At 73.7% G+C, this 14,922-nt stretch carries 12 protein-coding genes; 4 read left to right on the top strand and 8 right to left on the bottom strand.

The window, feature by feature from the left end:
• Positions 1-23: 23 nt before the first annotated feature.
• Both MSA03_RS02665 and MSA03_RS02670 read right to left on the bottom strand, forming a co-directional pair.
• The gene (locus tag MSA03_RS02665) at positions 24-608 is read right to left on the bottom strand and encodes a thermonuclease family protein (RefSeq protein ID WP_147049547.1); all 585 of its coding nucleotides are present in this window, start codon (positions 606-608) and stop codon (positions 24-26) included.
• Positions 609-659: 51 nt separating this feature from the next.
• Complete coding sequence (locus MSA03_RS02670) at positions 660-1,067, bottom strand: transferase (RefSeq protein WP_028496574.1); 408 nt, start codon at positions 1,065-1,067, stop codon at positions 660-662.
• 96 nt (positions 1,068-1,163) lie between these two features.
• On the opposite strand from MSA03_RS02670, the gene MSA03_RS02675 reads away from it, so the two are divergent.
• Positions 1,164-1,820, top strand: coding sequence for a YitT family protein (locus MSA03_RS02675; protein ID WP_028496573.1), 657 nt, complete (start codon positions 1,164-1,166; stop codon positions 1,818-1,820).
• 138 nt (positions 1,821-1,958) lie between these two features.
• Here the strand turns inward: MSA03_RS02675 and MSA03_RS02680 are convergent, their stop codons facing one another.
• Positions 1,959-2,732 (bottom strand): DNA-formamidopyrimidine glycosylase family protein, encoded by a 774-nt coding sequence (locus MSA03_RS02680; protein WP_147049548.1) that lies wholly within the window; start codon positions 2,730-2,732, stop codon positions 1,959-1,961.
• Positions 2,725-7,464 (bottom strand): ATP-dependent helicase, encoded by a 4,740-nt coding sequence (locus MSA03_RS02685; RefSeq protein ID WP_147049549.1) that lies wholly within the window; start codon positions 7,462-7,464, stop codon positions 2,725-2,727. The genes MSA03_RS02680 and MSA03_RS02685 overlap by 8 nt, the downstream gene beginning before the upstream one ends.
• Positions 7,465-7,605: 141 nt before the next feature.
• Between MSA03_RS02685 and MSA03_RS02690 the strand changes: the two genes are divergently transcribed.
• The gene (locus tag MSA03_RS02690) at positions 7,606-8,010 is read left to right on the top strand and encodes a GreA/GreB family elongation factor (protein ID WP_028496571.1); all 405 of its coding nucleotides are present in this window, start codon (positions 7,606-7,608) and stop codon (positions 8,008-8,010) included.
• A gap of 10 nt (positions 8,011-8,020) precedes the next feature.
• Here the strand turns inward: MSA03_RS02690 and MSA03_RS02695 are convergent, their stop codons facing one another.
• Positions 8,021-9,715, bottom strand: coding sequence for an ABC-F family ATP-binding cassette domain-containing protein (locus tag MSA03_RS02695; protein ID WP_028496570.1), 1,695 nt, complete (start codon positions 9,713-9,715; stop codon positions 8,021-8,023).
• Positions 9,716-9,963: 248 nt separating this feature from the next.
• On the bottom strand, positions 9,964-10,620 hold the full coding sequence (locus MSA03_RS02700; RefSeq protein ID WP_028496569.1) for an alpha/beta hydrolase: 657 nt from the start codon (positions 10,618-10,620) through the stop codon (positions 9,964-9,966).
• A gap of 68 nt (positions 10,621-10,688) precedes the next feature.
• On the opposite strand from MSA03_RS02700, the gene MSA03_RS02705 reads away from it, so the two are divergent.
• Together MSA03_RS02705 and MSA03_RS02710 are read left to right on the top strand one after the other, a co-directional pair.
• Positions 10,689-11,357, top strand: coding sequence for an NUDIX hydrolase family protein (locus tag MSA03_RS02705; RefSeq protein WP_028496568.1), 669 nt, complete (start codon positions 10,689-10,691; stop codon positions 11,355-11,357).
• Positions 11,358-11,565: 208 nt separating this feature from the next.
• Entirely contained in the window at positions 11,566-12,894 is a 1,329-nt protein-coding gene (locus tag MSA03_RS02710) for a DivIVA domain-containing protein (protein WP_147049550.1), read from the top strand.
• Positions 12,895-12,952: 58 nt separating this feature from the next.
• Here MSA03_RS02710 and MSA03_RS02715 read toward each other — a convergent pair whose 3' ends face one another.
• Together MSA03_RS02715 and MSA03_RS02720 are read right to left on the bottom strand one after the other, a co-directional pair.
• Positions 12,953-13,690 (bottom strand): SDR family NAD(P)-dependent oxidoreductase, encoded by a 738-nt coding sequence (locus MSA03_RS02715; RefSeq protein ID WP_028496566.1) that lies wholly within the window; start codon positions 13,688-13,690, stop codon positions 12,953-12,955.
• Positions 13,691-13,814: 124 nt separating this feature from the next.
• Positions 13,815-14,882 (bottom strand): threonine aldolase family protein, encoded by a 1,068-nt coding sequence (locus MSA03_RS02720; RefSeq protein ID WP_147049551.1) that lies wholly within the window; start codon positions 14,880-14,882, stop codon positions 13,815-13,817.
• Positions 14,883-14,922 lie beyond the last annotated feature (40 nt).

Below are 14,922 nucleotides of genomic sequence, written 5' to 3' on the forward strand. Positions count from 1 at the left end.
GGCCGCCCCCGCGTCGAGCCCCGTCACCGGCACGCTGACCACTGCCCGCGCCCGGCCGTCTCCGCGTCGGCCTCGAGGGCGGAGAGGAGCGCGGCATGCGTCACGTTCGGGGGGACGCGGAGCGCCGCCGCCTGGCCCGCTGCGACGAGCTCACCGGCGACGAACCGGCCGTCGTCGGTCCACAGGTGCAGCAGCCGGCGGCCGTACCGGTCCTGCGGCTCCGCCTCGACGGCCGCCCACACCCGCGCTCCTTCGAGGAGCAGGCGGGCAAGGTGATCGCGCGCCGCATCCGCGCCGCAATCGAGGGTGGGCTTCCCCTCCGGGGCGTCGATGCCGATGATCCGCACCCGCACGGCATCCGTCGGCCCGAGGAGTTTCGCCCGATCCACGGGACGCGCCCGGATGGTGTCGCCGTCGTAGGCGTACTCCATCGTCATCGCGATGGCGTCGGCGGGCCGGGGCGGCGTCTGGATCGCGACGGGGACGTCCGGCGGTGCCGCGTCCGGTCCGGAGCGGCGCTCCACGGCGATCCACGCGGCGAAGAGGATCGCGGCCGCGAGCACGAGCACGCCGAAGAGGCCTGCGCGAGGGTGCGGACGCCGTGCCATCCGCCGATGCTGGCGGCGGCCGGTGACGTCGTTCCGGGGGGATGCCGGCGGTCAGGCCGCCAGGCGCAGGCCGCGCGGATCGGTGGCGACGCGCTCGTTCTCGCCGACGCTCTCGTCGTCGCGGATCAGGGAGCCGACCGCCACGCGGGCGTTCGCGCCCACGTACGCGCGGACGCCGATCTTGGCGCGCGCGCCGATGGCGGCACCCGGGCCGATGTGCGCGTGCGGCGCGATCTCCGCCTCGGGGCCGATGACGGCATCCGGCTCGATCCAGACCCCGCGGCCGATGTGCGCGCCCGCGGCGACCTGCACGCCCGGCTCGACGTACGCACCCTGTTCGACGAGCGCGGTCGGGTGCACCTTGGCGCCGTTCGCGATCAAGCCCCGCCCGTTGACGTGCTTGCGGTATCGCAGCGTCTCGCCCCGGTCGTTCTCGATGTCGACGTAGTTCTTGCCCACTGGTCCTCCTAGATGAATGACAACCGTGTCAGGGGGCCGGGCATTCCCCGCGGGCCCCCGTTCCGCAGGTCCATAGGGATTTGTCAGGATGGGCTGATGAGCGATCCTTCCGGCGGTTCCGAGACGACGACCGGACCCTCCCTCGTCTTCGAGGGGACCACCGCGCCCCACACGCTCGCCGACGATGTGCTCGGCATCCTCACCGGCACCTTCGCGGCATCTCTGGGACTGCACCTGCTGCACGCCTCGGAGGCCGTCACCGGCGGCACCGCGGGGCTGTCGCTCCTCCTCGGCTATGCGACACCGTGGCCGTTCTGGGTGCTCTTCGCCGTCATCAACATCCCGTTCGCGGTGCTCGCGGTGGTCAAGAAGGGCTGGGACTTCACGATCCGCACCGTCATCTGCATCGCGCTGGTGTCCGGGTTCGCGCTCGTCCACGAGACCTTCTTCGCGATCGAGCGGCTGCAGCCGCTGTACGGCACGCTCGCCGGGAATCTGCTGGCCGGCATCGGGATGCTGATCCTGTTCCGACACGGCGGCAGCGTCGGCGGCATCCACGTCGTCGGCCTCCTCATCCAGGAGCGCACGGGCGTGCGTGCCGGATGGACCCTCATGCTGTTCGACGTCCTCGTGATCCTGATCGCACTGCTCGTCGTGCCGTGGCCGAACGTGCTCATGAGCGCGGCCGGGGCGGTACTGCTGAACCTCGTCCTGGCGCTCAACCACCGCCCGGGCCGCTACATCGGCCGCTGAACCGGGTGCCGTGCGAACGGCAGGATCGGGTGTGACTGGTGAGGCCAGTGACCGCTCATCCGCCCCAGGAGTCACGTCGGATCCTGCGGATCGCCTCGCGCCCCGCGCCGAATCGGCGCGCCGGCCGCGCGGCCGGGGTCAGCGCTGGCAGGACGGGCACCAGAACACGTTGCGCTCGCTGGTCGCGCTCGCGCCCAGCTGCGCGGCGCGGATGAGCGTCCCGCACCGCCGGCACGGCTTCCCCTCGCGCCGGTACACCCACATCCGCTGGCCGGGCCGGTTGTCGCCGGTGAAGGTGCGGCCGCTGCGGTCGCGGTTGAGGAGGATCATGCGCGCGCCGGTCTCCAGGAGGCCCGCCGCGTCCACCTGCGACGCGGGCGTGGTGGGCAGGATGCCGCGGACGAAGAGCAGCTCGTTCGCGTAGACGTTGCCGAACCCGGCGACGTTGCGCTGATCCAGGAGCGCGACGTGCACGGCGCGATCATCGGCGTGGAGCCGCCGTGCGGCCTCGGCGGCGTCCCAGTCAGGGCTGAGCGGGTCGGGGCCGAGGTGGCCGACGATGCGGTCCTCGTCGGCGGTGGGCAGCACCTCCACCATCGCGAGTTCGAAGCCGACCGCCTCGGCACGGGCCGTGCCGACGATCGCGCGCGCCTGGAAGGCGGGCTTCCGCCAGCGTCCTCCGGGCCGGTACACGTGCCATTCGCCCTCCATCTTCAGGTGCGAGTGCAGCGTGTGCGCGCCGACGCGGATGAGGAGGTGCTTGCCGCGCGGCACGACCTCGTGGACGCGCGCTCCGGTGAGGTCGGCCGTCGCGCTGCCGGGCACGCGGATGTCGAAGCGCGTCACCTCGCCGCCGGCGAGCGCGTCGTGCAGGTTCCGGGCCGTCCGGAAGACGGTGTCGCCCTCAGGCATGGCCCGCCGCGGCGGCGCGGGCGCCCGCCGTCACGCGTCGCAGCGTGAGCCCGCGCGCCGACTCGACGAACCCCGCCTCCCGCAGGGCGCGGCCCGCGGGCGTGCCGTAGACGAACGCGCCGCCGACCTGCTCGATCGTGAGGGTGTCCAGGCGCCGGGCGCGGGCGGTCTCGACGAGGCTGCGGGTCGCGGCGGTCAGCACGTCCTCCTCGTCGGTGAACGCCAGCGCCGAGCGGCCCCCGCGTTCGAGGTACAGCACGAGGGCGCCGTCGACGAGCACCACGAGGCCGCCCGCCTTGCGCCCGGGGCGGTGCGCGACGCCGTCCAGTGCGGGCCACGGCAGCGCGGCGCCGTAGGGGTTGGCGGGGTCGGTCGCCGCGAGCGTGCGTGCGAGCAGCGGGGCGGGATCGGCGATGGCCGCGAACTCGCGCAGCCGGTCGACGGTGGCCGAGGTGGCGAACTGCGCGGCGCCCAGCTTCTCGATGAAGTACCCGCGGCGGCAGTGCCCGGCATCCTCGAAGCCGGCGAGCACGCGGTACGCCTGCGCGAACCCGCCCGGGAGCCCCTCGGCCTGCACGGAGCCGCGCGTGACGACGCCGTACCGCTCGAGGAGGAGGCTCGCGGCCGCGGCCGCACGCAGCGCCGGATCGGGTTCGGCGGCCGGCAGCAACGACCAGCGGCCGCCGACGAGCGGCGGACGCTGCGGCGCGGTGCGGGGTGCGGCCGCCAGCGGCGTCCCCCGGAACATGCGGCTGCGCGGCGTGCGGCGCGCGACACGGTGCGCCTGCGAGCCCCCGCCGAGCAGCGACCGGACCGGCGCGAAGGTGTCGTTCGTGACCCGGCCGCCCCACGTGAGGTTCCACAGCGCCTCGACGACGGACTGCTCGTTCTCCGCGCCGATCATGGGGACGAGCTGCGCCGCGAAGTACGCGCCGCCCGCCGCGAGGGCGTCGAGGATCCGCTGCTCGAACGGGGTCGGCTCCTCCTCCGGTGGGGCGAGGGTCAGGGCGGTGGTGTCGGCCGGGTGCAGCGCGATCCAGCCGTCCCGCCCGGGGAGCGACCCGTGCCCGGACCACAGCACCTCGCCGGTCGCGGTCAGCTCGTCGAGCATGGCGGGCGTGTACCCGGTGACCCGCGAGGGCAGCACGAGCGACTCCCACGCGCTCGCCGGCAGCGGCACCCCGGCCAGCTGCTCGATGGTCGCGAGGACCCCGTCCACCCCGTCGAGAGGCCGGGCGAGGTGCTGCCAGACCGGCAGGAAGCGCGCGAACGCCTCCGGGGAGACCGGTTCCACGGCGCCGCGGATCGCGGCGAGGGAGCGCAGCCGCAGCCGCCGGAGCACCTCGCTGTCGCACCACTCGAGGTCGTCGGAGCCACCGGCATCCGACCGCTCGGGCAGGAAGAACCCGCTCGCGATCCGCCCCTGCGACTCGAGACGCTGCAGCGCCTGGCGGGCGACGGCGGCGCCGATGCCGAGACGTTCGGCGACGTCGGCGGTGCGGAACGGCCCGTGCGTGCGTGCGTGCCGGGCGACGAGGTCGCTGAGCGGGTCGACGACGGGCTCCAGGAACGCCGTCGGGATGCCGACCGGCAGCGCTGCGCCGAGCGCGTCGCGCAGGCGACCGGCGTCTTCGATGCCCGCGACGCGGGCGGCGCCGGCGATCGTGACGCGGATGGCGCGGCGGGCTTCGACGAGGTCGTCCAGAAGAGCCTGCGCGGTCCCGACCGGCGCGGCGTCGGCGGCGCGTGCCGCCGGCTCGCCGCCGGGATCGTCCACGGCCGTCGTGTCGGGCTCGAGGCGCGCCGCCACCTCCGCGGCGTCGAGGGGCCCGAGGAGACGGAGCAGGTCGGCCACGCCCTCGAGCCCGCGCACGCGCCGCGAGGGGTCGAGGCGCTGCACCTCCCGCTCGAACTGCGCGATGATGCCGGGGTCGAGGAGTTCCCGCATCTCCACCTTGCCGAGGAGTTCGCTCAGCAGGGCCGGGTCGACCGACAGAGCGGCGGCGCGGCGCTCGGCGAGGGGCGAATCTCCCTCGTACATGAACGCGCCGACGTAGCCGAACAGCAGGTCGCGGGCGAACGGGGAGGGCTGGCTGGTCGTCGTCTCCACCAGCCGGATACGGCGGTCGCCGATCGAGCGGGCGATGCGGAGCAGGGCCGGGAGGTCGTAGACGTCCTGCAGCACTTCGCGCAGGGTCTCCAGGATGATCGGGAACGTGGGGTGCTTCTTGGCCACTTCGAGCAGCTGCGCCGACCGCTGCCGCTGCTGCCACAGCGGCGACCGCCGGTTCGGGTTCAGCCGGGGCAGGAGGAGGGCGCGGGCGGCGCACTCCCGGAACCGCGAGGCGAAGAGCGCGGACCCGCCCACCTCGTCGGTGACGATCTGCTCCAGCTCGTCGGGTTCGAAGACGAAGAGCTCGGCGCCGGGCGGCTCGGTCTCGGCATCCGGCACCCGCGCGATGATGCCGTCGTCGCTCGCGACCGCCGACCCCTCGACGCCCAGACGCTCGCGGATGCGCGCGTTCACCGCGAGCGCCCACGGCGCGTGCACGTGCATGCCGTACGGGGAATGCAGGATGACGCGCCAGTCGCCGACCTCGTCGCGGGACCGCTCGACGGTGAGTGTCTTGTCCGTCGGGAGGCTCCCGGTGGCCTCGCGCTGCTCCGCGAGGTAGGCCAGCAGGTTCCCGATCGCGTTGTCGTCGAGTCCGGAGTCGCGCAGTCGCGCCGTCGCCTTCTCCGAGGTCGCGGCGGAGACCTCGCGGGAGAACTTGCCGAGCGCCTCGCCGAGTTCCGCGGGACGGCCGAGGCCGTCGCCGTGCCAGAACGGGAGCTTCCCGGGCTGCCCGAACGCCGGGAGGACGTTGACCCGGTCGTGCGTGATCTCCACGATCCGCCAGCTCGTCGTCCCGAGCGTGAACACATCGTTCACGCGGGACTCGTAGACCATCTCCTCGTCGAGCTCGCCGACGCGGGCGTTGCGCGTCTCGCCGGCGACGAAGACGCCGAAGAGGCCGCGGTCGGGGATCGTGCCGCCGCTCGTGACGGCGATCCGCTGCGCGCCGGGGCGGCCGGTGAGGGTGCCCTGGTCGCGGTCCCAGATGACGCGGGGCCGGAGTTCCGCGAACTCGTCGGACGGGAAGCGCCCGGCGAGCAGGTCGAGGGTCGCCTCGTACGCGGAGCGGGGGAGGGAGCGGAACGGCGCCGAGCGCTTGACGGTCTCGTACCAGCCCTCCACGTCGACCGACCCGGTCGCGCACGCCGCGACGGTCTGCTGGGCGAGGATGTCGAGCGGGTTCTGCGGGACGGAGATCGCCTCGATCTGGCCGGACAGCATCCGCTCGGTCACGACGGCGGTGTGCAGCACATCGCCACGGTGCTTCGGGAAGAGGGCGGCGCGGCTCACCTCGCCGACCTGGTGGCCGGCGCGGCCGACGCGCTGCAGCCCGGAGGCTGCCGACGGCGGCGCCTCGACCTGGATGACGAGGTCGACGGCGCCCATGTCGATGCCGAGCTCGAGGCTGCTGGTCGCGACGACGCAGCGGAGCACGCCGGATTTCAGCTCGTCCTCGACGATCGCGCGCTGCTCCTTCGAGACCGAGCCGTGGTGCGCCTTCGCGAGGACGGGGTCGGCGCCCGCGGTCGCGCCGGCCTGCGCTGCGTGGGCCCGCATGGCCGCGGGTGTCGCCGGATCCGGCAGATCGAGGCCGAGCCGCTCCGCATAGATCTCGTTGAGGCGGCCGGTGAGCCGCTCGGCGAGGCGGCGGGAGTTGGAGAACACGATCGTCGAACGGTGCGCGAGGATGCGGTCGACGATGGCCTCCTCGACGTGCGGCCACACCGAGCCGGTGACCTCGGTCGTCTGCGGTGGGGTGTACCAGGCGTCGCCATCGCCATCGCCATCGCCATCGTCGTCCGTCGCCGGGGGCGCCGATTCGGCACCGGGCGGCGGCGGAGGGTTGAGCATGTCGTCGATCGGCACCACGACGGACAGGTCGAACGCCTTCGTGGCGCGCGGCGCGACGATCTCGACGGGGGCGGCGCCGCCGAGGAAGCGGGCGACCTCGTCGATCGGCCGGACCGTCGCGGACAGCCCGATGCGCTGCGCGGGCCGTTCGAGCAGGTCGTCGAGCCGCTCGAGACTGACCGCCAGGTGGGCGCCCCGCTTGGTGGCGGCGACGGCGTGCACCTCGTCGACGATGACGGTGTGGATGCCGCGGAGCGTCTCGGCGGCCTGCGAGGTGAGCATGAGGTACAGCGACTCGGGGGTAGTGATGAGGATGTCGGGCGGGTCGGCGACGAGCTTCCGGCGATCCGCGGACGTCGTGTCGCCCGAGCGCACGCCGACCGTGACCTCGGGGACGGCGATGCCCAGCCGCCGCGCGGACTGCCCGATCCCGACGAGCGGGGAGCGCAGGTTCCGCTCGACGTCGACGCCGAGGGCCTTCAGCGGCGAGATGTAGAGGACGCGCGTGCGCGGCGCCCGGTCCTCCTTCTTCCTCTTCTGCTTCTTGACCGGGGCCGGCGCGGCATCCTTGTCGTGGAAGATGCGGTCGATGGCCCAGAGGAACGCGGACAGCGTCTTGCCCGAGCCGGTCGGCGCGACGACGAGCGCATGGCGGCCGGCGGAGATGGCATCCCATGCCCCCGTCTGCGCGTCGGTCGGGCGCGCGAAGGCGGAGCGGAACCAGTCCTGCGTGGCGGGACCGAACCGCTCGAGAACATGGGCCATGACCCCATCTTCCCCCGGGCCGCCGACACACGGGCGGGGGTTGCGTCGGCGGGCGGTTTCGTGCGTTTCGGCCCGACCGCGCGCGGTCCGGGCTATGGTGGGGGATTCGCCGTCGACCGCCGGCGGGAGGGAGAAGCAGCCATGCAGGACCAGACCGAGACCGTGTGGATGACCCCCGCGACCCTCGCCGCGCTCGAGGCCGAGCTCGCGACCCTCACCGACAGCGACCTCGACCGCGCCCGGGCCATGGAGGTCCGGGAACTGATCCGCCGTGCCGAGGTGGGCACGAAGCCCGACGACGGCCTCGTCGAGCCCGGCATGACCGTCACGGTCCGCTTCGAGCGCGACGGCTCCACGGAGACGTTCCTGCTCGGCAGCCGCGACCTCGTCCGGCAGGACGCCGGCCTCGACGTCGACGTGTACTCGCCGACCTCGCCGCTCGGCGCGGCCATCACCGGCCGCTCGGTCGGCGACAGCGTGACGTTCGAGGCGCCGAACGGCGCGACGCTCGCCGTCACCGTCGTCGCGGCCGTCCCCTACGCCTGACCCGGCCCGCTCACCCGAGGCTCACCTCCGTCAGCGACCCCGCCCGCAGCTCCAGCGTCCGGTCCACGCCGAGACGGCGCAGGAACGCGTCGTCGTGGCTCACCACGAGCACCGCGCCGCGGTAGGCCGCCAGCGCGCCGATCAGCTGGTCGACCGTGTCGAGGTCGAGGTTGTTGGTCGGCTCGTCGAGGATGAGCAGCTGCGGCGCCGGGTCCGCCAGCAGCAGCCGGGCGAGGGCCACGCGGAACCGTTCGCCGCCGGAGAGCGCCGCCACCGGCCGGAGCGCGGCGTCACCGCGGATGAGGAAGCGCGCGAGCCGGTTCCGCAGCTCGACGTCGCCGACGCCCGGCGCGGCCGTGCGCACGTTCTCGAGCACGGAGGCCGCGTCATCCAGCCCGTCGACCCGCTGCGACAGGTAGCCGATCCGGTCGGTGTGCGCCTCGGCCGACGGGCCGGGTGTGTCATGACTCCGCCTGGACGGGGTCCGTGCGGCCTCGTCCGGTGCGTCCGCGGGTGCTGAGGCGGAGTTGTGACCCGCCTCCCCGCCCGCCGCGGGACCCGCCGAGGCGACGAGCCGCTCGAGCAGCGTCGTCTTCCCGGCGCCGTTGGGTCCGATGAGGGCGACGCGCTCCGGCCCCTGCACGATCCACGACCGTGACGCGTCGCGCAGGGTCGCGATGCGCCGGCCCGCCGAGACCGCAGGGTCCGGGAGGTCGATGCGGACCGCGTCGTCGTCGCGGACGCGCCGTTCCGCCGCGTCGTGCGCCGCCCGGGCCGCGGCCTCCTTCCCGGACGCCTCGACCCGCAGCCGCCCCGCGGAGACCTGCGCTGCGCGCTTGCGGGCGCTCGCGACGATCCCCGGCACCCGCTTCTCCACCTGGGCCTTGTGACCCATCGCCGCGCGGGTGGCGAGCACCGACTCCTGATGGATGCGGTCGCGCTTCTCGCGCCGCACGAGCTGCGCGGCCGCCGCCTCGGCCTGCCGCGCCGCGGCCTGCTCCGCGTCGAGCCATGCGCGCCATGCCGTGTACGGGCCGCCGAAGACCGAGAGCTCGTTGTCGTACAGCTCCGCCGTGTCGTCCATGAGGTCGAGCAGCGCCGTGTCGTGGCTCACCACGATGAGGGTGCCCCGCCACGCGCGGACGAGGTCGTGCACGCGCCGCCGCGCGTCGCGGTCGAGGTTGTTCGTGGGTTCGTCGAGGAGGGCGATCGGCGCCGCCCGCAGTCGGACGCCGACGAGGGCCGCGAGCACGCCCTCACCGCCGGAGAGCTCGCCGATCCGGCGATCGAGCGCGTCGGCGGGCAGGCCCGCCTCGGCGAGGGCGGCGGTCGCGCGCGCCTCGACATCCCAGTCGTCGCCGACCGCGTCGAAGTGGCGCGGGTCGACGTCCCCCGATTCGATGGCCCGCACCGCGTCGAGCGCCCGCGCGACCCCGAGCGCCTCGGCGACCCGCAGACCGACGTCGAGGGTGAGCTGCTGCGGCAGCAGATCGACGGCGCCGACGCGGGCGAGCGTTCCGCCGGTCGGCTCGAGCGCTCCCGCGATGAGCTTCAGCAGCGTCGTCTTGCCGGAGCCGTTCCGGCCGACGAGGCCCGTGCGTCCCGCGCCGAACGCGCCGGACAGCCCGCGCAGGGCGACGGTGCCGTCCGGCCAGGTGAAGGTGAGGCGGTCGAGCGTGACCGCGGAGGTGAGGGTGGTGGGCATGGTGTCTCCGTGTCGGTGGGTGCACTGACACGGGGATGCCGAAGGGCCGGGGATCCCGGGAGGTGGACGGCGGGTCGACGTGTCAGCGCGGATGGGGCGCGAACACATCGGGACCTCGGAGGAGGGGACGGCTCAGCGCGGATTCACAGCGCGGTGGCGTCGATACCCTTCAACGGTCTTCCTCACACTCGGGGACGAGAACTCGGAAACGCTATGCCACCCGGCATCCGCTGTCAAGGGCGGGCCGGTCAGCTCTCGATGCGCTCGAGCTGCTTGTCGAGGAACACCCGCACGTCGCGCAGCTCGTCCTCCGAGACGCTGTGCGTCAGGCCGGGGTACACGCGGCCGCTCAGGTCCACCCGCCCGGGCAGCCAGTCCACGGTGTGCTCGACGAGCGCGAGCGGGATCGTCTCATCGTGCGAGCCGCGCCCCCAGAACACCGGCGGGCGCACCTCGGCGAGCTCGGCATCCGTGTCGAGCGCTCCGGGCGTGACATACCCGGAGAGGTTCACGGCGAAGGCGATGCCCCGGGGTCGCAGCCGCAGCGCCTGCAGCGCGACCGCGGCGCCCTGGGAGAACCCGAGCAGGCCCACCGGACGACCCTCGGCGACGCCGTCCAGCCAGCCCAGCAGCACCTCGGCGGCGATCGTGACCTGGGTGGGGTCGCGCCCGTCGAGCCCGTCGATCGGATACCAGGAGTACCCGGGCAGGGGGAACGGCGGCGGCAGCGGTGCCCGTACGGCCGCGACGACGAACCGGTCCGGCAGGTACGGCACGAGGCCGAACAGGTCGCGTTCGTCCGAGCCGTAGCCGTGCAGCAGCACGAGCAGGGGCCGGCCCTCCCGCTCGGCGGGCTCGGCAGACCACAGCACCGCCGTGGGATCCAGCGCGGAGGGGGAGACCATGGCATCCATCTTCGCAGGGAGGTCCGACGGCGCCGCCGCCCCGACGGGGTTCGGGGTATACATGAGGCATGGCCGTCCGCACCCCCGATCCCGATCCGAACGAGCGCGACGACGACGGCGAGCCGCGTGACCCGCTGCGCGGACTCGACTCGACGTTCGACCGTCCCGGGCACCCCGGCGGCGAAGGGTCGTTCGGCTCGGGCGGCCGGGGCGCGGCGCGGAACCCCGCGTGGCTCTCCGACATCGAACTCGCCGAGGCGCGCCGCCGCCTGCCCATGCTCTACGTGGAGGCCGTCCCGGTCCGCACCGATGGGATGGGGGCGGTGACCGAGGTCGGCATCCTGCTGCGCGCGACCCCCGTCGGGGAGATCACCCGGTCGATCGTCAGCGGCCGCGTCCGCTACGGCGAGCCGGTGCGCGACGCCCTGTTCCGCCACCTCGAGAACGACCTGGGGCCGATGGCCTTCCCGCTCCTCCCGCCCCAGCCGGTGCCCTTCACCGTCGCGGAGTACTTCCCGATCCCCGGCGTGAGCGCCTTCCACGACGACCGGCAGCACGCCGTCTCGCTCGCGTTCGTGGTCCCCGTCACGGGTACGTGCGAGCCCCGGCAGGACGCCCTCGAGGTCACCTGGATGACGCCGGAGGAAGCCTGCTCGGACGCCCTCGCCGCCGAGATGGAGGGTGGCCGCTCGACCCTCGTCCGCCTGGCCCTCGCCTCGGTCGGCGCCCTGCGCTGAGCCGCGTCCGCACGGCGGCCTCCGCCCCCGTCCGGGCGCGGGGCGCCGGCGGGCGTGTCGGGGGTCGTGCGCCGGCCCCCGCGAGCACTATTCTCGATTCACCGGTGACACCCGCACCGGCCTTCCCCGGTCGCTCCTCCCCCCGCGACGCACCCGGTCCGTCCGATGCCGCGATGCTGCCTGCGACCGCGCGACACATCGGAGACCCGTGAGCGACCAGACCCCCACCGACGACCCCTCCGCGTTCGATCAGCTGCTCGGCGCCGGCTCCGCCGCCTCGTTCACGACCGGCTTCCGCGGCTACGACAAGGACGAGGTGGATGCCGCGATCGCCGACCTCACGCGGCGGCAGGCGGCGCAGGCCGACGAGGTCGCACGCCTGAAGGACGCGCACCACCGGGTGACCCTCACGGCCGGCGCGGGGGCGCGGCGGATCGAGGAGCTCGAGGAGCAGGTCGCACTGCTCACGGCCCAGGCGGCCACCGCGGAGGACCGGGTGCAGACGCTCAGCGACGAGCTGCTCGCCACCGGCGGCGAGTCGGTCGCGCGGCAGCGGTTCGAAGAGGTGCTCCACGTCGCCGAGGAGCAGGCAGGCGTGCTGATCCGGAACGCGACGGTCCAGGCCGAGCGCCTGCTGGCCGCCGCGCACGAGGAGATCCTGGCCCGCCGCGCGGAGGCGCAGGCCGACGCCGAGGCGATCGTCGCCCGCGCGGAGCACGACGCCCAGCAGGCGCGGCTGCGCATCGACACCGAGCTGACCGCGCATGAGGCGCAGCTCGAGCGCGAGCGGACGCACGCGGCCGAGAAGGTCGCCCAGGCGGAGCGGGAGGCGGCGGCGATCCGCACCGAGGCCGAGAAGGGCGCGGCGGCGCTGCGGTCGATGACGGCGCGCGAGGCCGAGCGCACGCGGGCCGAAGCCGAGGAGGCCGTCCGGCAGCTGCGCGTGCGCGCCCTCGAGTTCGAGGAGTCGCTCACCCGCCGGCAGGACGACGCGCAGCAGGAGTTCCTCGTCCTGCACAACCAGGCGGTCGCGCACGCCGAGCGCATCACGCAGGACGCAAACGACCAGGTCGCCGCCTCGCTCGAGCACGCACAGCGCGTCGCAGGGAAGGCCGACGACTTCGAGCGGCTGATGCGGGCGCAGGCCCAGCAGATCGAAGCGGATGCCGCGGCGCGCGCCCGGGAGACGCTCGAGCGCGCGCGGGTGAAGTCGCAGAAGATCATCGACACCGTCACGAACCACTCGCAGGCTGTGCTCCGGGATGCGGAGGACCGCACGCGTGCGCTGCGCTGGCAGCAGCATCAGCTGACGAGCTTCATGGCCGAGGTCAGGGAGCTCATGCGCACCGACGTCCTCGGCGGCGCCGAGGCGCTGTCCGCGGAGGACGCCGCCGCGATCGAGGCGGTCGTCTCCGTCGAGGAGGCGGTTGCCGTCGAACTCGCCGACACGGTCGCGGAGATCCAGGGGGAGTCCGGCCGGGACGGCGACGCCGCAGCGGGCACCGCGGACGCCGAGGGCGAGCCGACGCCGGTCTGACGCCGGTCATGACGCGGCGCCGAGCCCGCGAGGGACCCGGCGCCGCGGATGACGTCGATCAGCCGGCGGTGTATCCGCCGTCGGCGACGAACTCCGCGCCCGTCGCGAAGCTGGCATCGTCGCTGGCGACGAACGCGATGAGGGCGGCGATCTCCTCGGGGCGTCCGAGGCGCCCCATCGGGGTGCCGGCGATGAGCGCGTCGCGGTCGGTCTCGCCGAGGATGGGCGTGTCGATGAATCCGGGGTGCACGGAGTTGACGCGGACGCCCTCCTTCGCCCAGCCGAGCGCGGTGGTCTTGGTGAGCAGTCGCACGGCGCCCTTCGCGGCGTGATACGCGGGGCTCACGCCCGAGCCGACGATGCCGTACATCGAGCTGATGTTGACGACCGCGCCGTTCCCGCTGGCCTTCAGCGCGGCGGCGGCGGCCTTCATCCCGAGGAAGACGCTCGTCTGCGTGACGGCGACGACCTTGTCCCACGTCTGCGAGGTGGTGACTTCGAGCGGCTCGGTGTCGCCGATGCCGGCGTTGTTGACGAGGACGTCCAGGCGCCCGTGCCGATCGAGGACCGTGGCCACCGCGGAGGCCCAGCCGTCTTCGCTCGTGACGTCGAGGTGGACGAAGGACGCCGACCCGCCGTGGGACTGGATCTCAGTGACGACGGCAGCGCCGGCGTCATCCTGCAGGTCGGCGATCACGACCGTCCCGCCCTCGGCGGCGATGCGCTTCGCGGTCTCCTTGCCGATTCCGCTCGCGCCTCCGGTGATGAGTGCGACGCGGCCTTCGTAACGAGTCATGATCTTCCTCTCTGTCGATGGTCCGACCCGGGGTCGGCGATCACAGACGACAACGAGGAAGAAGAGATATCTATTCCAATGAATAGATTTGGCGGAGCGTCGCGGTGTCCGGCGGAGGGCGCGGTCAGGCGGTCGTGAGGCGCGACAGCTCCGCGACGAACGCGTCCACGTCGTCGGCGTGCGTGTCGAACGAGCACATCCAGCGCACCTCGTTGCGCGCGGCATCCCAGTCGTAGAAGCGGAAGCTCTCGCGCAGGGCGTCGGCCACCCCGTCGGGCAGCGTCGCGAAGACGCCGTTGGACTGCGTCGGCTGCGTGAAAGCGACGCCGCGGATCGAGCCGTCCGCGATGCCGGCCTCCACCTCGGCGCGCAGGCGGGCCGCCATCGCGTTGGAGTGCCGGGCGTTGCGCAGGTACAGGTCGCCCTCCAGCAGCGCGATGAGCTGCGCCGAGACGAAGCGCATCTTGGAGGACAGCTGCATGTTGAGCTTCCGCAGGAAGATCAGGCCTTCGGATGCCGCCGGCTCGAGCACGACGACCGCCTCGGCGCCGAGCGCGCCGTTCTTCGTGCCGCCGAAGCTCAGCACGTCGACGCCGACGTCGCGCGTGAAGGCCCGCAGCGGGAGGTCGAGGGCGGCGGCGGCGTTGGAGATGCGGGCGCCGTCCAGATGGACGCGCATCCCGAGGCCGTGGGCGTGGTCGGCGATCGCGCGGATCTCGTCCGGCGTGTAGAGGGTGCCGAGCTCGGTGGACTGCGTGATCGACACGACGAGCGGCTGCGCGCGGTGCTCGTCGCCCCAGCCCCAGGCCTCGCGGTCGATGAGCTCGGGGGTGAGCTTCCCGTCGTCGGTGGGGACGTTCAGGATCTTGATGCCGGCCACGCGCTCCGGAGCGCCGCCCTCGTCCACGTTGATGTGGGCGGTGTATGCCGCGACCACGGCGCCCCACCGGGGGAGCATCGACTGCAGACCCGTCACGTTGGCGCCGGTGCCGTTGAAGACCGGGAACGCCTGGACGCCCTCGCCGAAGTGCTGCGCGAAGACCTCCTGCAGCCGGGCGGTGTACGCGTCCTCGCCGTAGGCGATCTGGTGTCCGTCGTTCGCGGCGCCGATCGCGGCGAGGATCTCGGGGTGCACGCCGGAGTAGTTGTCGGAGGCGAAGCCGCGGACGGCGGTGTCGTGGAGGGTGCTCACGAGCATCCAGCCTAGTTCTCGGGGCCCGCCCCCTCGCCGA

The sequence above is a fragment of the Microbacterium saccharophilum genome (assembly GCF_007992455.1).
GTDB lineage: Bacteria > Actinomycetota > Actinomycetes > Actinomycetales > Microbacteriaceae > Microbacterium > Microbacterium saccharophilum.